This is a genomic window from Coprobacter sp. (assembly GCF_982436375.1).
Genome location: NZ_CEWDCG010000022.1, coordinates 1 through 22,712, shown reverse-complemented (window position 1 = coordinate 22,712; position 22,712 = coordinate 1). Strand labels below are relative to the sequence as shown.

Sequence of the window (22,712 nt, the reverse complement as noted above, 5' to 3'; positions counted from 1 at the left end):
GGCTAAATCCTATTTTATTTTATGTAGAATTAAAAAAGGTTCGATTTATTTACCTATGTAACTATGTCCGTATTGTTCTGAAGATTTTTTATTGACAAAATTGATAAATAACTGATTTATTTCAGAGTTGTCGCCTTGATTTTGGACAAAACAGAAGTCTCTTTCGATTGCGAAATCTTGAAAATCGATAATTCTGAATTCTCCGTTCATCAGTTCTTTACTGACCGAATAAATAGAGAGTAGCCCGACACAATCCGAATACCTTAAAAATGATTTTATTCCTTCTGTCGATCCCATGTGCATAAGTACGTTGAGAGAAGAATATTTTATACCGTATTTTTGTAGATTTTCTTCTATAAATTGTGTTGTGCCAGATGTATGTTCTCTGAGTATTAGTGGTAGTTCTTTGATTTTAGAAAGAGGAAACGGGCTGTCTCCCCAACGGGCTGTGTTTCTTACGATCGCAACTATTTCGTCTTTCAGAAATGGCGAATATTTTAAATATGGCTTTCTTGAAGGGCCTTCAATCAGCCCGATGTCAATCTTTTGTGCATGTAGCATATTTTCTATTTCAAGAGTATTATGCATCTGTAGATCGAGAGATATATCTGGATATTCTTGACAAAATTGAGCTAAAAATGCCGGAAGGATATATTGTGCGATCGTGAGGCTTGCTCCGATATGTATTTGTCCCACCTCTTTATTATTTAACTGGTGCATTTTATAATTTAGCTTACTGTATTCAGATAGAATGGTATCACAGTGTTTTAATAAAATAATTCCGGCTGTTGTTAGTGCGATTTTGTTTCCAATACGATCAAACAACCGTGTGTTATAGATTGATTCTAACTCGCGGATATGTTTGGTTACAGCAGGTTGTGAAATTTGTAGTTCTTGGGCAGCTTTGGTAAAACTGAGATTCCATGCGACACGTTGGAATACTTTCAATCGGAAGTCATACATATCGGACATAATATTGAGTATTACATTAAATAGGGTGTTAAGTATTTAGTGAGTAGGTAACCACCTCCTAATAGCCATAAAAACAGTATTGAAGCTAATATAAAAGATTTTAATCCGGCTTTCCTGAATTTTTCTATACTGGTTTCCGTCCCGAGAGCAGTCATTGCCATAGTTAGTAAAAAGGTATCTAATTCATTAATGAAATCGATAAATGGTTCGGGTAGTAAATTAAACGAATTGAAGCCTATAACGGCTAAAAATCCGAAAGCGAACCAAGGAACAGCAACATTGGATGATCGGTTTGGATCGTGGGCATCTATTCCGACACGTCTCCTGATTTTTGCAATTGCTCTTGACATCGAATAACTTATAATCAATAAAACCGGAACTAACATGATGACACGTATCATCTTGACGATAATGGCAGAGTCAGATATCTCTTTTCCCATCGAATTTCCAGCTCCGGCTACATGAGCGACTTCATGTAAAGTTGAACCCGTATAAATCCCCATCTGTTCAGGTGTAAGATCTATAATTCCATGATTATACAATGCCGGATACAGAAACATCGATATAGTCCCGAAGATGACGACCGTAGAAACAGCAACAGCCGTTTTATATGGTTTACTTTTTAGAGTAGCTTCTGCTCCTAATACCGCGGCTGCCCCGCATATTCCACTACCGACAGATGTTAAAAGAGCTATACCTCGATCTATTTTTAGAAGTTTTCCGATATAAATACCTCCGTAAATAGTTACGGTAACGATAATTGCGTCAATGATAATTGCCGGAAGTCCGACTTCGATGATATTTTGAAATGTGAGTCTGAAACCATATAGAATGATACCCAATCTGAGAAGTCGCTTAGAGCAGAATAAAATACCCGGAACCCATGTCTCGGGTAACTGATTGCGTAAGCTGTTGGCATAAAGCATACCTAAGATAATACCTATAATTAGCGGGCTGAGTGAAAGCTTTTGGATAAACGGCATATCTCCTATATAAAATGCAGCGCACGAAAAGAGTGCGATCAATAAAACTCCATGCAACATACTGCCTTTCTTTTCACTTAATTTCATTTTTTCTTCGATTTTTGATTGGTTAGACATGTGCAAATGAATAAAGTTTTATTGAAATAACAGATATACATCTGTTTATCTTAAATAACTTTTTGTTATGCCTTTAGACAGCCTTTTAAATGTCGGATACTATTCATAACATTTTATAGAATGCTAAGATAATGATTTTGAAGAATAACGAAGACTATATCGATAACTTTTATTTATTATTGGAAAATTCTTCGTTCTTTGTTTTCGGAAAAATATTATATCAATATTTTCTACAGTTTTTCTGATTTTTCGGTTGTCGATTTAGAAAGTAATATTTTCTGAGTTTCAGCGGATTGAAAAATATAAAAAGGACCTGAATTGAGCGAAATCAGGTCTTTTTTTATAGCAGTTATAGTAAGTCATCGATATAAAAAACTCAGACTTGCGTAAACTAAGGACTCACAAGTGAATGAAGTTTTTTAAGATCTTGGACGCGCTTCTTTTACGATCATAGTACGGCCTTCGAATTCAGAGCCGTTCAATTCTTCGATAGCTTGTTTAGCTTGAGCGTCGTTGTTCATTTCAATAAAAGCAAAACCTTTTGATTTGCCGGTTTCGCGGTCTTTGATAATTTTTACGGATTCGACAGCTCCGTATTCTTCAATCACTTGTTGCAAGTCTGCTTCCTTAACACAATAGTTAAGGTTTCCAATGTAAATGTTCATAAAGATAAAAAATAAATTAGTGAAAAAATTTGAACAGTTGCGGGTCTGGAAAATAAAGCTTGTAGTCATGCAATAAGTTACATGAGCGATTCACTAAATAGTGCAAACCAACTCTTATTCGGCTACAAAGGAAAATATAAATTTCGGATGTGCAAGCAATTCGGCTTTAATTTTTTGAAATACTTCATTTTATCCTTGAATTGTGCTTTTATTGAAAACTTTTTGTTACAAAATTGTAAAAGAAGTTTGATTATCGGAAGAATACAGTTACTTTTGCGCTGCCAAAATGTACACATATTATTGATAAGTGTATAAGGTATTGCACGTTTTAGCGATTGGGCAAGACTAAAAAATAAATTTTAATAATAATAATTCGTTAGGAATGAACGTTTCACAACAAAACATTGACAAAGTATCTGCTGTAATCAAGATTGAGATTACCAAAGCTGATTATCAAGAGAAAGTTGACAAAGCTTTACGCGCTTATCGTCAGAAAGCAAATATCCCGGGATTTCGAAAAGGCATGGTTCCAATGGGAATGATACAGAAAATGTTTGGAAAATCGGTATTGGCTGAAGAATTCAATAAACTCGTTTCTGAATCGTTATTTAACTATATTCGTGAGAATAAACTCAATGTTTTGGGTGAACCTATGCCGGTTGCAGATCAGCCGGAAATTAATTTTGACGGACAAGAAGATTTTACGGTTTCGTTTGATGTGGCTTTAGCTCCTGAAATTTCTGTGAATCTGTCTAAAGAGGATTGTGTAGATTATTATAATGTAACGGTTGACGACACAATGGTCGAAAAACAGTGCGAGGCATTAGCAAACCGTTTCGGTACACAAGAACCTGTGGAGGTTGCTGGGGAAAAGGATATGATTCGCGGGAAATTTATAGAGTTGGATGAAGCCGGAAATGTCAAAGACGGAGGAATCGTTGTAGAATCGGGAATTATTTCGCCTAATTACTTCAAAAATGAAGATGAGAAATCAAAGTTTGCCGGTGTAAAAGTAGGTCAAAAAGTCATCTTCAACCCAGCAAAATCATGTGATAATAATGAGGTGGAATTAGCTTCGATGCTTCATATCAAAAAAGAAGAAGCTGCAAATATGAAATCTGATTTTGAAGTAGAAGTTACTAGTATTCTCGGATTTAAACCGGCTGAAATGGGGCAGGAGCTTTTTGATAATGCATTTGGTAAAGATGTCGTAAAGACAGAAGAGGAATATAAAGCGAAGGTGCGTGAGATGATCGAAAATCAAATGAAGCCGGAGAGTGATTATAAATTCGGTCTTGATGCACGTAAAGTTTTAGAGAATAAGGTTGGAGATATACAGTTGCCGGATGCTTTGTTAAAGCGTTGGTTGGTGACTACCGGAGAGAAACGTACTGCCGAATCGGTAGAAGAAGAATATCCTAAAATGGTTCCGGATTTGAAGTGGCAGTTGATTAAAGAACAAATTGTTAAAGATTTCAATATAAAAGTTGAGGATGCCGACATTTTAGATATGGCACGTAAAGTTACTCGCGCGCAATTTGCTCAGTACGGAATGATGAATGTACCTGAAGATTTGCTCGACAAATATGCGACCGATATGCTGAAAGATAAAAAGATGGTTAGTAACATTGCAGAGCGTGCAACAGAAGAGAAAATCATTGCGACTATTAAAGGTGCTGTAACCTTGAATGAAATCGCTGTTTCTGCTGATGAATTCTATAAAATGTTCGAAACAAAATAAGTTGAACAAAATAAGATGAGAACCCGCCCGCCATCAGACGTGGCGGGTTTCTTTTATGTTGGTATGACTGTGTTTTAAACAATATTAAAGATTATGGCCTTTTTTAATGTTATTCCGGATAAAATAAATTTGCGGAATACATGATTTTATTTATACCTTTGTTTGAAAACTATAAATTAATCAAGAAGGAAAACGTATGACAAACGATTTTAAAAATTATGCCACAAAACATTTGGGGATGAACGGGCTCGCGTTAGATAAATATATAGATATAACCAGTAGTTATATTTATCCGACAATTATAGAAGAACGCCAGCTGAATGTTGCTCAAATGGACGTATTTTCTCGTTTGATGATGGACAGGATCATCTTTTTAGGCACTCAAGTCGATGATTATACTGCTAATGTGATTCAAGCTCAATTGCTTTATCTTGATTCTGCAGATCCGGGTAAAGATATTTCTATATATTTAAATACACCGGGAGGGAGTGTGTATGCGGGTTTGGGAATATATGATACGATGCAATATATTGCAAGCGATGTTTCTACTATTTGCACAGGTATGGCTGCATCTATGGGGGCGGTGTTACTTGTGGCCGGAACAAGAGGAAAACGTTTTGCATTGCAACACTCGAGAGTGATGATTCACCAACCTATGGGCGGTGCACAGGGACAGGCTTCGGATATAGAAATTACTGCTCGGGAGATACAGAAGCTTAAGAAAGAACTTTATACGATTATTGCTGATCATTCGGGAAATACTTATGAAAGAGTAGAAAAAGATTCTGACCGGGATTATTGGATGACTGCAGCAGAAGCGAAAGAATATGGAATGATCGATGATGTGCTTACTAAAGCGAAATAATGTGAAGAAAAAGAACAAGAAAATAGGAAATGACAAAACAAATAAACAAATGTAGTTTTTGTGGCCGCTCCGAAAGAGAAGTTGAGATGTTGCTTACGGGAGCTACAGGTTTTATCTGCAATGATTGTGTCGAGCGTGCGCATGAGATGATAGAAGAAATTCTCAAAAAGAATAAGACTGTTAATTCAGGATTAGGCTTTACTAAAGAAGATCTGCCCCGCCCTCAGGAGATCAAGAAGTTTTTAGATCAATATGTGATCGGACAGGATGCGGCAAAACGCTATTTGTCTGTTGCGGTATTCAATCATTATAAACGATTGTTGCAGAATGCCGATTCGAAAAAAGATGATGTTGAGATTGAGAAATCGAATATCATTATGGTAGGGCATACCGGTACGGGAAAAACTCTTTTGGCAAAAACGATAGCTCGCATGTTGAATGTTCCGTTTACGATTGTCGATGCCACAGTTTTAACAGAAGCCGGTTATGTAGGAGAGGATATCGAAAGTATATTGACCCGTTTATTACAAGTCGCCGATTATAACGTTGAAGCAGCAGAACGAGGGATTGTATTTATTGACGAAATCGATAAAATTGCCCGTAAAGGAGATAACCCTTCTATTACGAGAGATGTTAGTGGCGAAGGTGTACAGCAGGGATTGCTTAAACTTCTCGAAGGATCGGTCGTTAATGTTCCGCCTCAAGGTGGACGGAAACATCCCGACCAAAAAATGATTGCCGTAAATACTAAAAATATCCTGTATATTTGCGGTGGAGCGTTTGATGGTATAGAGAAAAAAATCGCACTTCGGCTCAATACGCAAGTAGTGGGATACGGAGCTGATAAGAAACGTCAGGAGATAGATCGCAATAATATGTTGCAGTATATATCTCCTCAGGATCTAAAGGCGTTCGGTCTTATTCCGGAAATTATAGGTCGGTTACCGTTACTTACTTATTTAGACCCGTTGGATAAAAATGCTTTACGTAGAATACTTACCGAACCGAAGAATTCTATTATTAAACAATATGTCCGTTTATTTGAAATGGATGATGTGACATTGACATTTGATGACGATGTCCTTGATTATATTGTGGAAAAAGCGATCGAATTTAAATTGGGTGCTAGAGGATTGCGCTCTATTGCGGAAACGATTATGATGGATGCAATGTTTGATATGCCTTCGTCCGATGAAAAAACGTTGCATATTACCCGAAAGTATGCAGAGGAAAAGCTGAAAAAGGCGAATATGCATGCTTTGCATTAAAAAAGATTCAAATAAATTGGTTATTTTGCAGACTTGTTTATAAATTTGTTTACGCGCTTTCTCTTAATGGGAAAATTATGATTGTCTTCTTACTGTTAATCATTACATTATATGACAACAAGAACAAATTTGGTAGAAGAGTTAAAGAAAAATTTCGGATTTGACACCTTTAAGGGAAACCAAGAGGCTATAATTCGGAATTTGCTTGATGGTAAAGATACATTTGTGCTGATGCCTACGGGTGGAGGAAAGTCTTTATGTTATCAGTTACCATCGTTATTGCTCGATGGCACGGCTATTGTCATATCGCCCCTTATCGCTTTGATGAAAAATCAGGTGGACGCAATGCGTAATTTTAGTGAGGAAGACGGTGTGGCACACTTTATAAACTCGTCTTTGAATAAAGCTGCGATAGATCAGGTAAAAGATGATATCATGGCGGGTCGTACCAAGTTATTGTACGTAGCCCCCGAATCTCTTACCAAAGAAGAAAATATAGAATTTCTTAAACAAGTAAAAATATCATTTTATGCTGTGGATGAAGCGCATTGTATTTCGGAATGGGGGCATGACTTCAGACCTGAATACCGGCGTATCCGTCCTATAATTAATGAAATAGGTTCTCATCCGTTGATTGCCCTTACGGCGACAGCAACACCTAAGGTACAACACGATATCCAGAAAAATCTTGGGATGATTGACGCAGAAGTTTTTAAGTCTTCTTTTAATCGTCCTAATCTTTATTATGAAGTGCGTCCCAAAACGCAAAATATTGATCGAGATATTATCAAGTATATCAAATCCCAATCAGGTAAATCGGGGATTATTTATTGCCTGAGTCGTAAAAAAGTTGAAGAACTTGCCGAAACATTGAAAGTGAACGGTATAAATGCTCTTCCGTATCACGCCGGCATGGATTCAGCTACCCGTACTCAGAATCAGGATGCTTTTTTGCTTGAGAAAGTCGATGTTATAGTCGCCACTATTGCATTCGGCATGGGAATTGATAAACCCGATGTTCGTTTCGTCATCCATTATGATATTCCGAAAAGCCTTGAAGGATATTATCAGGAAACCGGACGTGCCGGGAGAGATGGCGGTGAGGGTCAGTGTATAACGTTTTATATAAACAAAGATCTGCAGAAATTGGAGAAATTTATGCAGGGGAAGCCTATAGCTGAACAGGAAATCGGAAAGCAGTTATTGCTCGAGACTGCAGCTTATGCCGAATCGTCGGTGTGCCGGAGAAAATTGTTGTTGCATTATTTTGGGGAGGAATACGGAGAAGAAAACTGTGGAAATTGTGACAATTGTTTAAATCCTAAGAAACAAGTGGAAGCTCAAGATTTACTTTGTGCAGTTCTGGAAACTGTAATAGCTCTGAAAGAAAAGTTTAAAGCCGATCATGTGATCGATGTATTATTGGGAAAAGAGACGACCGAGGTCCTTTCATATCATCAAGAAGATCTTGAGGTGTTCGGATGTGGTCAAGGTGAAGAGGAAAAAACGTGGAGTGCGGTAATACGACAGGCATTGATAGCCGGATATTTGGATAAAGATATTGAAAATTACGGGTTGCTGAAAGTTACGAAAGCCGGGCATGCATTCCTGAAAAAACCGGTATCATTCAAGATCGTGGAAGATAACGATTTTGATGATGTCGAGGAAGAAGTTCCTATGAAAGGGGGGGCTACTTGTGCCGTAGATCCTACTTTATATGCTATCTTAAAAGATTTGCGTAAAAAAATAGCCAAGAAGTTGGAGTTGCCTCCTTATGTTATATTTCAGGATCCTTCGCTCGAAGCTATGGCGACGACTTATCCGGTAACTATTGAAGAATTGCAGAATATACCGGGAGTCGGAGCAGGGAAAGCCAAGCGTTACGGCGAAGAATTTATTAAAGTCATAAAGACACATTGTGACGAAAACGAAATAGAACGTCCTGAAGATTTGCGTGTGAGAACGGTTGCCAATAAATCGAAAATGAAGGTTTCTATTATTCAAGGTATCGACCGTAAGATCGCACTTGATGAATTGGCTGAGTCGAAAGGTCTTGAATTTACCGATCTTCTTGACGAAGTAGAAGCAATAGTGTATTCTGGAACAAAAATCAATATCGACTATTTCTTGCAAGAAGTAATGGATGATGACCATATTTATGACATATTTGAATATTTCAAAGAAGCGGACAGCGATGATCTCGAAGCGGCAATAGAAGAATTGGGTCGTGATTATACAGAAGAAGAGATACGTCTGGTACGAATTAAATTCCTTTCCGAAATGGGAAACTAAACAAAATTAGAAAAAAGTCATAATGGCCGGAGAGTCTGCAATCAGAGTCTTCCGGCCATTGTCGTTTGAAAGTACTTATTTTTAAAAACCATTAAAAAATAAAATCTTTACGTATAAATATCCATTGAAAATATTTATCTTTGTACGCAATAAATTTTAAGCCTACCTCATTATGTCATTTATTGCAGATAAAGTTGTTATGGATGGGTTGACATTCGATGATGTTTTGTTGATCCCCGCTTATTCGGAAGTTCTTCCTCGTACAGTTCAGTTGACAACCAAGTTCTCACGGAACATTCAGTTGAATATCCCTTTAGTTTCCGCCGCTATGGACACGGTTACCGAAGCTCAAATGGCTATTGCCATAGCTCGTGAGGGCGGTATAGGAGTTATACATAAGAATATGTCTATAGAGGCACAAGCTAAGCAGGTGCATAGTGTTAAGCGTGCTGAAAACGGAATGATCTATGATCCGGTAACAATCAAGAGAGGATCGACCGTAAAAGATGCATTGGCCTTGATGAAAGAATATCATATCGGAGGTATTCCTGTTGTTGACGATAATCGCCATTTAGTAGGTATTGTCACTAATCGGGATTTACGTTTTGAGCGGAATCTTTCTCGTGCCATAGATGAAGTAATGACTTGTGAAAATCTGGTAACGACAAATCAATCTACCGATTTGCAGCAAGCTGCCGATATTTTGCAGAATCATAAAATAGAAAAGTTGCCTGTTGTCGATAAAGACGGCAAATTAGTCGGGTTGGTAACATATAAAGATATAACCAAGGCAAAAGACAAGCCTTTTGCCTGCAAGGATAAATTAGGACGGTTACGTGTTGCTGCCGGAATCGGAGTGACCGGAGACTCTCTCGACCGAGCCGCTGCTTTGGTGGATGCAGGAGTCGATGCCATCGTAATTGATACGGCACATGGGCATTCCAAATATGTAATCGATGTTTTAAAACAGGTTAAGGCAAAATTTCCTCAAATAGATGTTGTTGTCGGAAATATTGCTACGGGAGAAGCCGCTAAATATTTAGTTGATGCCGGGGCGGATGGTGTAAAAGTCGGTATAGGACCGGGGTCTATATGTACGACTCGTGTGATAGCAGGGGTCGGTGTGCCTCAACTCTCTGCTGTTTATGATGTCGCGAAAGCTTTGGAAGGAACGGGAATTCCTTTGATTGCAGATGGCGGAATCCGTTATTCAGGCGATATCGTTAAAGCTTTGGCTGCTGGAGGATATTCTGTTATGTTGGGTGGATTGTTGGCAGGAGTAGAAGAATCTCCTGGTGAAACGATTATTTATAACGGACGTAAATTCAAGTCGTATAGAGGTATGGGATCGTTGGAAGCTATGGAAAAAGGTTCTAAAGATCGTTATTTCCAAGCTACGGAGACGGATGTCAAGAAACTTGTCCCCGAAGGTATTGCCGCCAGAGTTCCCTATAAAGGATCATTGTATGAGGTAATTTATCAAATGGTAGGAGGTTTGCGTGCCGGTATGGGATATTGCGGTGCTGCCGATATAACAGCCTTGCATCAGGCTAAATTTACTCGAATCACAAATGCCGGAGTTGCCGAAAGCCATCCGCATGATGTGACTATTACGAGCGAATCTCCGAATTATAGTCGAGGCGAATAAAAATAAGAGTTACAATAGATTTAAAACTCTGTTGTAAACTGTTTATATAATACACTAATTTGGCGAGATCAATATAATTTTTATATATTTGAGTCGTTAAATTAGTGTATTTCTATTATTAAGTGTAAAATTAAAAGAGGACTCGTCACAAAAGGGTTGCTTAAGTAAAAAAATGAAACGATGAAAAACAAATGGTTATTATTATCCTTGTGTGCCGGTTATTCATTTGCTTTGTGTGCACAGAATCCGGAAAATGATCCTGTATTGATGAAGGTGAATGGAAAAAGCATTAAGAAGTCGGAATTCGAATATATTTATAAAAAAAATAATCAACAACAGACAGATTCCAAATCGTTGGATGAATATCTGGAATTGTTTAAAAATTACAAGTTGAAGGTCGCTGAAGCAGAAGCATGCGGATTGGATACTACACGCTCTTTTCGTACGGAGCTTGCCGGTTATCGTGCACAGTTGGTACAGCCGTATTTAGTAGATAGAGAAATGGATGACCGGTTAGCAAAAGAGGCTTATGACCGATTAAAAGAAAATGTTGAAGTAAGTCATATTTTGTTTAGGGTAAATCCGGGAATGACAGATACCGAAAAAGATAAAGTTTATCAAAAAGCTAAATCTGTTTTGGAACGTATCCGCAAAGGAGAGGATTTTGGAAAGTTGGCAAAAGAGTATTCTGAAGATCCTTCGGTAAAACGAAATGGCGGATATTTAGGATATATAGGAGGATTTATGACAGTATATCCTTTTGAAACGGCAGCCTATACAACTCCGGTCGGAAGCGTTTCTGAGCCGGTTTTGTCCCAGTTTGGTTATCATTTGATAAAAGTTTCCGATCGTCGTCCCGATCCGGGAGAACGGCTTACGGCACATATTATGTTGATGTTGCCTTCGAATGCTTCAGATGAAGTGAAAAAAGAAAAAGAAAAGCAAATACGAGAAATATATCAGCAGATAATTCAAGGCGCAGATTTTGCCGAATTGGCTAAAGAGAAATCTGAAGATAAAAATTCCGCTCAACGGGGAGGAGAGCTTCCTTGGATATCTACCGGACGCATTGTAAAGGAGTATGAAGATGCTGCTTATGCTTTGAAGAATAAAGGAGATGTGTCCGAACCTGTTTTGAGCCCTTATGGATGGCATATTATTAAATTGTTGGATACAAGGGGATTGAAGCCGTTTGAAGAATTGAAACCTGATATTATGAGACGAATAGGGCGTGATGAGAGATCCAATAAAGGACAAAAATCTCTGATCGAAAAACTGAAAGTCGAATATGCATTTAATATGAATGCGGGAGAGAAAGCAAAATTGGAAAAGTTTGCAGTAGAGACGAGTCCTATGGATACGTTGTTTTTGAATAATATCAGTAAAGATCAGTCTGTGTTATTCAGCTTGGACGGGAAAAACTGGACTGTGGCCGATTTGGGAAATTTTATGAAAAATTCAAGGTCTGCACAAGGCGCATTTCATGGTGGTAATGTAGCCTATTTAAATAAACAAATAGATGCATTTGTCGATAATGAAATATTACATTACGAGGATACTAAGCTTGAGTCGAAATATCCCGAATTCAGAAATTTGATGAATGAGTATCGTGATGGAATACTCTTGTTCGACATAAGTAATCGTGAAGTATGGGAAAAAGCGTCTAATGATGTTGCCGGGTTACAGAAATATTTTAAAGCTCATAAAAAACAATATACCTGGGATCAACCTCGTTATAAAGGGTATTTGATACAATGTGATGATAAGGCTTTGGTCAAAACGATCAAGAAAAGAATTAAATCGTTGCCTGCTGATTCTGTTGTTTTTTATGTCAATAAAGAGTTTAATACCGACAGTATTAAACATGTGAAGATCGAGAAAGGGCTTTTCCAAAAAGGAGATAATAAAAAAGTCGATAATTTGGCATTTAAGGAAGGCGAATTGTCTGTAGATGAAAAATTTCCGGTCGTTTTTATTGTTGGAAAAATGCTGAAGAAAGGTCCTGAGTCATATACTGATATGAAAGGTCAGGTGACGGCTGATTATCAGAACTATCTTGAAAAGATTTGGGTACAAAATTTAAATAAAAAGTATCCGGTTGAAATAAATAAAGATGTTCTAAAAACAGTTAATGTGCAATAGAGTAAGTAGATTTCGTTGTAATTTTACCAATTAATATTGGTTTTCTATTAATAAAAGGAACTATGTGGCATAAAATCGCTTTATCCTTATGGAGTGTGGCTGTCATGCTTCTGTTCTTTTCTTGTAAAGAGAACTTTTCAGAAAAAAACAGGGAGGAAGCTGTATTAGTTCGGATAGGCGATAAGGCTTTGACTCGTGGTGATTTAGAACGTGAAATACCTGATCGGCTGAAATCTAAAGACAGTGCTTTGTTTGCAGATAACTATATAAAGCAATGGGTAGATGATCAATTGCTTTATGATGTCGCTTCTCGTAATATTCCGGATAAAGAAAATATCGATCGTATGGTGGAGCGCTATCGGCAGGAACTTGTGATATTTGAATATCAGAAGCATTTGCTAAATGAAAAGTTGGGGAAAGAGATTTCTGAAGAAGCTATGAACGTTTATTATGAAAAAAATCATGATAAATTTAAATTGCATTCGGCGATAATCAAAGGATTATTTTTGAAAGTTCCGGAAAATTCACCGCAGATTACCCGTTTGAAAAAATGGTATAAATCAAATACGCCCGAAGCGGTGGAAAATATAGAAAAGTACGGACTGCATAATGCCGTGATTTATGAATATTTTTATGATAAGTGGGTATCTTTTGATGAAGTGATGGATAATATTCCTTATTCTGTGGAACGAGAGGCAGACTTCCTGCGTACGCATAAGAATATCGAATTGAATCATAAGGGATATTGGTATTTTTTGAATATTAGCGATTATCAGCTCAAGGGTGAACAAATGCCCTTTGATTTTGCAAAAGCTCAGATAAAGGAAATTCTCATGAATCAAAAGAAAATGAATTTTCTTAAGGAAGTCAAAGATGAATTATATCAGGATGCCCTTAAAGAGAAAGAGATTGAATATTTCAATTGACGAAATAATAAATTAATTAAAGAGAAAACGATGCGAAAATTTAGTAGTGTATTGTTGTTGACTTTGTTTTTCAGTTTGACCGGAGTTTCACTTCATGCTCAGAATAATATTATAGACGAAGTCGTTTGGGTTGTCGGAGATGAGGCTATTCTTAAATCTCAAGTTGAGGAGCAATATCGGAGCATGCAGTATGACGGACAGAAAATAGATGGAGATCCGTATTGTGTGATACCTGAGCAGATTGCAATACAAAAGCTTTTTATGCATCAGGCGAAGTTAGATAGTATAACTGTTTCCGATGCTCAAGTTTTCCAAGAAGTGGAACGAAAACTGAACTATTTTATCGCCAATATCGGATCAAAGGAAAAAGTAGAAGAATATTTCAATAAACCGATGAGCGAATTGCGTGAAGAGATGGCCGAGATGGTGCGTGAACAAGGAATTGTTCAGGAAATGCAGCGTCAGTTGGTCAAGGATATAAAGATAACTCCTTCGGAAGTTCGTCGTTTTTTCTCTGGATTACCTTCGGATAGTATTCCTTATATACCTACCCAAGTAGAGGTGCAGATAATAACTATAAATCCGAAAATTCCGCAACAGGAAATCGATAATATTAAGGCTCGTTTACGGGAGTATAGTGAACGGGTTACCAAAGGTGAGACGGAATTTTCTACTTTAGCCATCCTCTATTCTGAAGATCCGGGTTCGGCACGTATGGGCGGAGAATTAGGTTTTATGGGAAGGGCACAGCTTGTACCGGAGTATGCAGATGTCGCGTTTAACTTGAATGACCCGAAAAAAGTTTCTAAGATTGTAGAAACAGAATTTGGTTATCATATTATCCAATTGATAGAGAAAAGGGGAGATCGCATTAATACACGGCATATATTGTTGAAGCCGAAAGTTTCTGAAAAAGAGTTGAATAATTCTATCGTGCGTTTGGATAGTTTGAGAAATGACATTACTTCCGGAAAGTTTAAATTTGAAGAAGCTGCTCAGTTTTTGTCACAAGACAAAAATACACGCAATAATCAAGGGTTAATGGTAAATTCTGAAAATGGGACTACAAAATTTCAGATGAGCGAATTACCTCAGGAAATTGCAAAAGTCGTAAACACGATGAATGCCGGAGATATATCTCAGCCGTTTATTATGATGGATCAGAAAAAGGGAAAAGAGGTTGCCGTTTTAGTAAAATTGAGATCTCGGGTAGAAGGACATAAAGCCAATATGTCTGATGATTATCAGGCTTTGAAAGCAATTGTCGAACAAAATAGGAGAGAAGATCTGATCGAAAATTGGATTCGGAAAAAACAGAAAGAAACGTATATTCGTATTAAAGACGGCTGGCGGAATTGCGACTTTAAGTATGATGGCTGGATTAAGAAATAAAAATTAGAATAATAAGCCGATTGATGTTTGATAGTAAAAGATATTCAGGAGTAAGCAGGCATAAAATACTGATAGGTGTTTTATGCCTGTTAACTCTTTGTGTTTGGGCGAGACATACACCGGACAATCCGCCTATTGTTGTTAAAAAAACACCGATAAAAACAGCCGTAGATGATCCTCAGAAAGTCTATTTGGAATATGCCAATGAACTACAATTCGATAAGGATATTCATCCCGATTTTCAGATACTGAGAGGAGATGTCCGTTTTCGTCGGGGAGGTATGTACATGTTTTGTGATAGTGCTTATTTCTATGAAAAGACGAATTCTTTGGATGCTTTTGGAAATGTACGTATGGAACAAGGTGATACCTTGTTTGTATATAGCGATGTGATGTTTTATGACGGTATTGTGCAAGTTGCCCGTTTACGCTATAATGTTCGTATGGAGAATCGGGATGTCGTATTGTTTACCGATAGCCTTAACTACGATATGCAGCCTAATATCGGTTATTATTTCGATGGCGGTAAGATTGTCGATACCGAGAATGAACTCAGCTCTATTTATGGACAATATAGTCCGGATACCAAGCAGGCGGTTTTTAATTTTGATGTGCAACTGGTTAATGAGGAATATACGCTCTATTCCGATACGCTGGAGTACAATACGAATACAAAAATTGCCGATATTATAGGACCTTCCGTAATGGTTTCGGATAGCAACGTTATATATTCTAAATTGGGATGGTATGATACGCACAATAATACATCGATGCTTTTCGACCGTTCTATTATCGTAAGCAAAAGCCAGCAGCTTACAGGCGATACGATTTTTTATAACCGGGCAGAAGGATTCGGAGAGGTATTCGGGAATATGATTCTGAATGATACGACTCGTCGGGTAACAATGGAGGGAAATTACGGCTTTTATGATGAAATAAAAGAAGCTTCTATGGCGACAGACTCGGCAAGGGTTATTGATTATTCCCAGCCCGATACATTTTATTTACATGCCGATACGTTACGTTCCTCCGTGTTATTGGACTCGACGCGTTTGATACGTGCATATTACGGGACACGTTTTTTCAGAAATGATATACAAGGCGTTTGCGATTCTATGGTATACAAGACCAAAGATTCTGCCGTGTATATGTTTAAGAACCCGATTCTTTGGAATCTTGATTATCAAATATTCGGGGATACGATAAAGGTATATATGAATGACAGTACTGTAAGGTGGGCACATGTTCCGGCTTTTGCTTTTGCTACACAACAGAAAGATACGGCTTTTTTTGATCAGCTTTCAGGGAAAGATTTGAAAGCCTTTTTTAAAGAAGGAAGATTAGACAAGGTGGATGTTAGCGGAAATGTACGGACTATTTTTTATCCACAAGAAAGAGATTCTACATTTACGGGGTTGAATTATGCGGAAAGTAGTTTCCTTACAATGTATCTGAAGGATCAGAAGATGGATAAGTTGATTATGTATAACAAAGTGGATGGGTCACTGACTCCGATACCTAAAATAACCCCGGCTCAACTTTATTTGCCAGATTTTCATTGGTATGAAGAGATCCGTCCGAGAGACCCTGCTGATATATTCAGGAAGATAATTCGTAAGAAGAGTGAAATCCCGAAAAAGAAGCGTCGTTTCAGTAATGAAATGTAATAGATAACAAGAAAAAGAGGTTGATATGAGTGATGTAATACAGTTATTGCCGGATTCTGTTGCCAACCAGATTGCTGCGGGAGAGGTGATACAGCGTCCTGCTTCTGTTGTAAAAGAGTTGGTTGAGAATGCCATCGATGCCGGTGCTACTTTGATACAGATTATAGTCAAAGATGCTGGTCGTACTCTTATTCAGGTGATAGATAACGGTAAAGGTATGTCTGAAACAGATGCCCGGCTTTCGTTCGAACGTCATGCAACCTCAAAGATTCGCCAAGCCGGAGATTTGTTTTCTTTGCATACAATGGGATTTCGGGGAGAAGCGTTGGCATCTATTGCTGCGATAGCTCAAGTTGAATTACGCACTCGTCGTATCGAAGATGAAGTGGGAACAGCGATTGCATTGGCCGCTTCGGTTGTAGAGTCTCAGGAGTGCGTCTCATGTCCTGTGGGATCGAATTTTGCTGTAAAGAATATTTTTTATAATGTACCTGCCCGGCGAAAGTTCTTGAAATCGAATCAAGTAGAGCTAAGCAATATTCTTTCCGAATTTGAACGTATCGCATTAATTAATCCCGAGATAGCATTCGAATTGGTTCATAATGACAATGAACTTTTTAATCTTCCGGCGTCTAATTTCCGTCAGCGTATCATTTCACTTTTCGGAAAGGGCATGAACCAGCAGCTTTTAACGGTAGAGGTCGAGACATCGTTGGTAAAAATATCGGGCTATATCGGTAAACCTGAAGCTTCTCGGAAACGGAATGCATTACAATATTTTTTTGTAAACGGGAGGTATATGAGACATCCCTATTTTCATAAAGCCGTGATGCAAAGCTATGAGCAGTTGATACCGGTAGGAGAGATGCCTAATTATTTTATCAATCTGACTGTTGATCCGGCTTCCATAGATGTAAATATTCATCCGACGAAGACAGAAATTAAATTTGAGAATGAGCAGCCGATTTGGCAGATATTATCAGCTGCCGTGAAAGAAGCTCTCGGGAAGTTCAGTGCTGTACCTTCTATCGATTTTGATATGGAGGGTGCACCTGAGATTCCGGTTTTTCATAAGGGGGATGAGGTAAGGCCTCCGCAAACGACTTTTACTCCCGGTTATAATCCGTTTAAGAGTTCTTCTCCAGCAGGGACTAAGCGTCCTGATTATGATTGGAGTAAACTCTATTCAGGATTTGAATCGGCAAAAGATATGCCTCGAAACTCGACAGAAGAAGAGCCTCGAATATTTTCTTCAAAAGTCAATCGGCCTGTTGTTCCGGATCTGTCTTCTGCAGAGACTGTTCCCTCTGAGACCATTGCATCGAAAATAAATGATTCTGTTGCTACAACAGTCGGAGGGCAGTATCTTCAAGTGAAGGGACGTTATATTATTACTTCTGTTAAATCTGGGGTCGTGATGATCGACCAGTACCGTGCCCATATTCGTATATTGTATGATCGTTATATGTCGCATCTTCAATCCGGACAGGGTGTTTCTCAACGGGTATTGTTTCCGGAAATGATTCATTTGTCAGCTTCTCAGGGGGCTATTCTTTCTGGAATTAAAGAAGATTTGGATTCTTTAGGTTTCGACTTGTCTGATATGGGGGGAGGCACTTTTTCGATAAACGGAGTTCCTGGAGGAATAGAAGGGGTGGATGTCGTCGGATTATTAAATAAGATGATCGAGACCGCATCAGAAAAGGGAGGAGATGTGAAATCGGATATTCATGAAGCCATGGCCTTAACTTTAGCCGAATCTGCGGCAATTCCTTACGGACAGGTTTTGTCTTCTCTCGAAATGGAGCAGTTGGCCGATGATTTGTTCGCTTCTGCCATGCCGGGATATACTCCTGATGGGAGAGTGACATTGACGGTTTTTTCTGTCGATGAACTTCAGAAGCGTTTTAAGTAATTATCTATCGTATAGCTTGCAGGTTTCAAGTAATATTTTTAGAATTTCTTCCCGAAGAGATTTTGGAGCAAGGACTTCGACTGCCGGTGCGTATGATAATATTTCTTGCACCAAATCGAAAGTTACTTTTAAGTTGTATTGAAATATAGAGTAGTTAATTCCTCGGGTTATTTCTTTTTGTGAGATGTGTAGAGGCAATTCCCTGAAATATTTTACTTGATTGCCTTTTACCTTTAACATTACGGTCTCCGTAATACCTTCTCCGTGAATAATACCGAAACAGTCTTTGAAATATTCTTCCGGTAAAAAATTTTGAGGAAGTTCAAATGTTTTATCGGTCATCTGCATTACTTGTATCCGGTCGAGAGCGTAAATACGGATCATTTTGTGAAACATAGAATATCCGATAATATACCATCTCTGTTTAAACAATTTTACAAAATAAGGCTCTATATCAAAAGTTTCCGGTTCATTCTTAGTAAAAGACTGATAAGTAACAGAAATTCTTTTTCCGTCCCGCATAGCTTCTATGATCGGAGTCAGATATTTTTGTCCTGAGGGGACATTTTCTAATAAAATGCGGTTCTGTAATTTATATTTCTCATTAATGAGATTATTAACGGTAAAAGTATTCAGTAACCAGTTTCGTAATGTTCCTTTTGAAAGTTGGTCGGCATCTTCTATGTAATATTCATGGGTACTTTTATTACACTCGATATTGATGTCGAACAAATCTTGTATAGCTTCCCGGTGATTATGAAATGTCCGAAGGGGAATCGGCTTTCCTTCCGAAAAGTCGGTTTGCAACCATTTGTCGTTAATCTCTTTAAAAGATAATTTCCCGTTTCTGTATATTGTATCTACCAGCCAGATATAGCGGTTAAAAAGATTCTTGGCCATTGGTCGTCAGCTTATTTGTTTTTCTGTTTTTCATTATCATCGGCATGTTCTCAATAGCCCAGTTGACCAGACCTTCTATATGAGGAATTAGGCTGTAACCTCTTTCTGTCAGCTTGTATTCTACTCGGGGAGGAATTTCTGCATATATTTTTCTGGAAATTAATCCGTCTGTCTCGAGAGATCGAAGAGTTACCGTAAGCATACGTTGCGAAATATCCCCGATACTTTTTTGAATATCCGAGAAGCGCATGGTTTTATTTGCGTTCAAAGTTATCAATATTAAAGTGGCCCATTTGCTACTCAAGTGACTTAATATGTCTCGTATCGGGCAAATTCCGGTCGGATGAAAATTTTGCATTTTTTTATATTTTCTATTCGTTTGTTTTTCAATAATGGTTACATCAATGTAACTATCTAATTTATAAGTGCGTTCTTGTTTTCCTAATAGACATTGTTTATTTTTACAAAACAAAAATAATAAACTTACTAATAATAACTATTGTATTATTTATAAATGTTGAGATTATGAAGAAAAAAGTTGCAGTATTAGCGGTCGATCCGGTTAATGGGGCTGGATTGTTTCAGTATCTTGAATCTTTTTATGAAAAAGGAATTTCTTATAAAGTGTTTGCCGTATCCGATAATAAAAATATACGTACAAACTCCGGAATTACTTTACTGACCGATGATTTAATTGCTAATTTGAAAAGTCATGCTGATGAATTTGATGCATTGTTGTTTTCGTGTGGCGACGCCGTTCCTGTCTTTCAACAGAATGCAAACCGAGATTATAATATTGATTTATTATCTGTTGTTCGGGAATTTTCAGATAAGAATAAGTTAATGATAGGGCATTGTGCAGCAAGTTTGATATTTGAAATAGCCGGAATTACGGAAGGAAAGAGATTAGCTGTTCATCCATTAGCCAAACCGGCAATTCAGAAAGGTATAGCTACCAATGATGCCGTAACGATTGATGGAAATTTTTATACTGCGCAGGATGAACATGCAATACCGCAGCTTATACCGTGTCTTCTTGAAGTTTTACAATAGATTTTTTATGGCAAAGGGGAGTAGATAATAAATCTTTCTCCCCTTTGTCATTTATAATTATATTATCTGTTTGCTAAAAATAAAAAAGGACTGCCGCCGCCCGATTGCGATGATAGTCCGCCTTTAGTTGATTAATAATTTTTAGATTGCAGTTTCCTGCTTTTGAGTTAATACTCGGAGCTTTGCATTTAATTCTTGACATTTAGCTCCATTTTTGACCGCTTGATAGCGTTGAATTTGATATCGCAACATAGCGATTTCTTCATTTACAGATTTCATTGTTTTCATCTTTTTTTGTCTTTCCGGATTGAAAGACGATTTCTATTTCTAATTTCTACATTGCAAATGTACGAATAATATTCGATAAATATGTTTTATAACATAAAAAAGATGAGTTTATAACATTCTTTAGTGTAATTATTTGTTTATTATAGTCTATTCGTTAAGAGTGAAGCCCCAAGAGCCGAAGAATATTTTTAGTACAAAATTTCGAACGATTCTGCAACTTTACGATTAGAACTTGAAAAACAACCTCTTTTAAATATGTTTAAACATGAGAAGTTATAGCTCTAATCAGGAAATAAATTCGGCTCATCGGAGTGTAAAGTTAGATGAAATTTCCGATAGAATTCAGATGCTATAAGGTGTAAAGGTCTATTGCTATTTTTGATCTTTAGGTAGGAGCTTTATTATCCGATAAGGATTTCCTACAGTTATATAATTTGCAAGAATAGAGTGGGTAACTATACCGCCTGCCCCGATGACACTGTTTTTATATACTTTTTTATAAGTTATAATAGCGATTTCCCATTTAACTCTAAATCCAATAATAGACGTTTTGCTGCAAGTCCTCCTCCATACCCTGTGAGAGAATGATCGCTACCGATAATTCTATGACAAGGTGCGAAAATTGAAATGGCATTTGCTCCATTTGCATTTGCTACGGCACGTACTGCTTTCGGAACACCCAATAATTTAGCCAGTTCACCGTAAGAAATTGTCTTTCCGTAGGGTATTTCCATTAGTTTATACCATACATTTTTCTGAAATTCCGTACCGATAAAAAGCAAAGGTATATCGAATGTTGTCCGTTCCCGATTGAAATATTCGTCTAATTGTCTGACTGCCTTTTCGATAGTGTTGGAAGTTTTTTCTTCATAGCAGGCTTGTAAATTTTGGAGTATTCTTTTATCTACTGCAATCCGGTGCTTTTCTATTGTCCAGTCACAAAGACAAAGTTTATCTCCAAAAGAGCCGAGTATCAGATCTCCACAAGGGGAATGATATCGTTGTGTCCGAATAATATTAAATTTTTTTTTGTTTTCCATATTGTGGTAAGAAAAGTTTGGTTATTGTGATGTTAAAAAAAAGGTTTATAATATGTATTTTGTTTCTGTATCTGTGCTTTACTAAAATGATAGTAGTTTTTTGACGAATGAAAATAAATAGGAATAAAATTTAAGAAATGTCTAATTTCTTTATTGTATCGGAAAAATTAAATGAGTTTTTATACAGTGCATAAAATTTCTTTTTTCGGAAAGAAAATTTTTATGCACTGTTTTATTTATCAGAGAGAAAAGCATGAAAGAACGATTTTATTCCCCTGAATAATCAAAATATTCAAACTCTGCATAGCCTTTCGATGAAGGGCTGCTTGAAACGGCATACAGACCAAGCATGATTCCGGTAAAACCCCCCGCAGTTTCAGAACTCAGATAACGAGTATTCATTCGTCCCAATTCATGGAAAGTCTTACCATTCGTCGCATATTCGAATGAATAGAAGTCCCTGTTTCCTTTCACCCGAATTTGTACGTCTCCTTTAGGAAGAACGATTTCTTTTTCTATATGAGAAAGTTCTCCTAAGCGATAACGAAGAATGAGAGCTTGTTTTTTGTCAGAAAGCTGTTTTATAAAAAGATCGTAATGAGAAGTTTCTGACATGTAAACAGTCAGGCCGGCTTCATCCCCGGAAGATGCTTTTTGCAGTTGCACCGATGTTGTTGCTGTGAAGTCTATGTGTTCTTGTCTTCGGCATACCAGAGTCGGGCTATCTTTAAAATCATTCAAAGTGATAGGAGTGGGCTTTAAACGCAGTTTATTTGAGTCGAATGTATAATTTTCAGGATGAGGATTCCGTACATGTACCCATTCTAACCCGAGTTTC

Annotated in this window: 19 protein-coding genes; 11 read left to right on the top strand and 8 right to left on the bottom strand. The window is 37.5% G+C overall.

Annotation, left to right across the window (positions count from 1 at the left end; all coding sequences use genetic code 11):
* Window positions 1-45: 45 nt before the first annotated feature.
* From AC1WHX_RS02560 to AC1WHX_RS02550, 3 genes are all read right to left on the bottom strand, one after another.
* Complete coding sequence (locus AC1WHX_RS02560) at window positions 46-963, bottom strand: LysR family transcriptional regulator (RefSeq protein WP_122337225.1); 918 nt, start codon at window positions 961-963, stop codon at window positions 46-48.
* A gap of 20 nt (window positions 964-983) precedes the next feature.
* Complete coding sequence (locus AC1WHX_RS02555; RefSeq protein WP_481228838.1) at window positions 984-2,042, bottom strand: YeiH family protein; 1,059 nt, start codon at window positions 2,040-2,042, stop codon at window positions 984-986.
* Window positions 2,043-2,491: 449 nt separating this feature from the next.
* Window positions 2,492-2,737 carry an RNA recognition motif domain-containing protein gene (locus AC1WHX_RS02550; protein WP_122337195.1) on the bottom strand — a complete coding sequence of 82 codons (246 nt, stop codon included), beginning with the start codon at window positions 2,735-2,737 and terminating at the stop codon, window positions 2,492-2,494.
* A 382-nt stretch (window positions 2,738-3,119) separates the two neighbouring features.
* Here AC1WHX_RS02550 and tig point away from each other — a divergent pair, with 382 nt between their 5' ends.
* The 10 genes from tig (at window position 3,120) to mutL (ending at window position 18,593) form a co-directional block, all read left to right on the top strand.
* A complete protein-coding gene (gene tig / locus AC1WHX_RS02545) occupies window positions 3,120-4,478 on the top strand; it encodes a trigger factor (protein WP_122337194.1) in 1,359 nt (452 codons plus the stop codon).
* Between the two features lie 196 nt (window positions 4,479-4,674).
* Window positions 4,675-5,343 carry an ATP-dependent Clp endopeptidase proteolytic subunit ClpP gene (gene clpP, locus AC1WHX_RS02540; protein ID WP_481228837.1) on the top strand — a complete coding sequence of 223 codons (669 nt, stop codon included), beginning with the start codon at window positions 4,675-4,677 and terminating at the stop codon, window positions 5,341-5,343.
* Window positions 5,344-5,372: 29 nt separating this feature from the next.
* The gene (clpX, locus tag AC1WHX_RS02535) at window positions 5,373-6,611 is read left to right on the top strand and encodes an ATP-dependent Clp protease ATP-binding subunit ClpX (protein WP_009319408.1); all 1,239 of its coding nucleotides are present in this window, start codon (window positions 5,373-5,375) and stop codon (window positions 6,609-6,611) included.
* Between the two features lie 111 nt (window positions 6,612-6,722).
* Window positions 6,723-8,903 (top strand): DNA helicase RecQ, encoded by a 2,181-nt coding sequence (gene recQ / locus AC1WHX_RS02530; protein ID WP_022390796.1) that lies wholly within the window; start codon window positions 6,723-6,725, stop codon window positions 8,901-8,903.
* A gap of 172 nt (window positions 8,904-9,075) precedes the next feature.
* Window positions 9,076-10,551 (top strand): IMP dehydrogenase, encoded by a 1,476-nt coding sequence (guaB, locus tag AC1WHX_RS02525; protein ID WP_022390797.1) that lies wholly within the window; start codon window positions 9,076-9,078, stop codon window positions 10,549-10,551.
* 180 nt (window positions 10,552-10,731) lie between these two features.
* Window positions 10,732-12,693: a peptidylprolyl isomerase gene (locus tag AC1WHX_RS02520; RefSeq protein WP_122303796.1), complete on the top strand. Its 1,962-nt coding sequence runs from the start codon at window positions 10,732-10,734 to the stop codon at window positions 12,691-12,693.
* A gap of 62 nt (window positions 12,694-12,755) precedes the next feature.
* Window positions 12,756-13,619 carry a hypothetical protein gene (locus AC1WHX_RS02515; RefSeq protein WP_009319414.1) on the top strand — a complete coding sequence of 288 codons (864 nt, stop codon included), beginning with the start codon at window positions 12,756-12,758 and terminating at the stop codon, window positions 13,617-13,619.
* Window positions 13,620-13,649: 30 nt separating this feature from the next.
* Entirely contained in the window at window positions 13,650-15,011 is a 1,362-nt protein-coding gene (locus AC1WHX_RS02510) for a peptidylprolyl isomerase (RefSeq protein WP_009319415.1), read from the top strand.
* Window positions 15,012-15,034: 23 nt separating this feature from the next.
* Complete coding sequence (locus AC1WHX_RS02505) at window positions 15,035-16,678, top strand: OstA-like protein (protein ID WP_122337190.1); 1,644 nt, start codon at window positions 15,035-15,037, stop codon at window positions 16,676-16,678.
* Between the two features lie 25 nt (window positions 16,679-16,703).
* On the top strand, window positions 16,704-18,593 hold the full coding sequence (gene mutL, locus AC1WHX_RS02500) for a DNA mismatch repair endonuclease MutL (RefSeq protein WP_009319417.1): 1,890 nt from the start codon (window positions 16,704-16,706) through the stop codon (window positions 18,591-18,593).
* Here the strand turns inward: mutL and AC1WHX_RS02495 are convergent, their stop codons facing one another.
* Both AC1WHX_RS02495 and AC1WHX_RS02490 read right to left on the bottom strand, forming a co-directional pair.
* Window positions 18,594-19,493, bottom strand: coding sequence for a helix-turn-helix transcriptional regulator (locus tag AC1WHX_RS02495; RefSeq protein WP_009319418.1), 900 nt, complete (start codon window positions 19,491-19,493; stop codon window positions 18,594-18,596). It abuts the gene before it with no gap.
* The gene (locus tag AC1WHX_RS02490; RefSeq protein WP_302544770.1) at window positions 19,474-19,851 is read right to left on the bottom strand and encodes a winged helix-turn-helix transcriptional regulator; all 378 of its coding nucleotides are present in this window, start codon (window positions 19,849-19,851) and stop codon (window positions 19,474-19,476) included. Before AC1WHX_RS02490 ends, AC1WHX_RS02495 begins: the two co-directional genes overlap by 20 nt.
* 167 nt (window positions 19,852-20,018) lie before the next feature.
* Here AC1WHX_RS02490 and AC1WHX_RS02485 point away from each other — a divergent pair, with 167 nt between their 5' ends.
* Complete coding sequence (locus AC1WHX_RS02485) at window positions 20,019-20,546, top strand: DJ-1/PfpI family protein (protein WP_009319420.1); 528 nt, start codon at window positions 20,019-20,021, stop codon at window positions 20,544-20,546.
* 141 nt (window positions 20,547-20,687) lie between these two features.
* Here AC1WHX_RS02485 and AC1WHX_RS02480 read toward each other — a convergent pair whose 3' ends face one another.
* From AC1WHX_RS02480 to AC1WHX_RS02470, 3 genes are all read right to left on the bottom strand, one after another.
* Window positions 20,688-20,834, bottom strand: a complete 147-nt coding sequence (locus AC1WHX_RS02480) for a hypothetical protein (RefSeq protein WP_022601575.1) — start codon at window positions 20,832-20,834, stop codon at window positions 20,688-20,690.
* A 503-nt stretch (window positions 20,835-21,337) separates the two neighbouring features.
* Complete coding sequence (locus AC1WHX_RS02475) at window positions 21,338-21,874, bottom strand: methylated-DNA--[protein]-cysteine S-methyltransferase (protein ID WP_303116462.1); 537 nt, start codon at window positions 21,872-21,874, stop codon at window positions 21,338-21,340.
* A 267-nt stretch (window positions 21,875-22,141) separates the two neighbouring features.
* A partial coding sequence (locus AC1WHX_RS02470; RefSeq protein WP_481228836.1) for a beta-xylosidase family glycoside hydrolase occupies window positions 22,142-22,712 on the bottom strand: 571 nt, incomplete at its 5' end.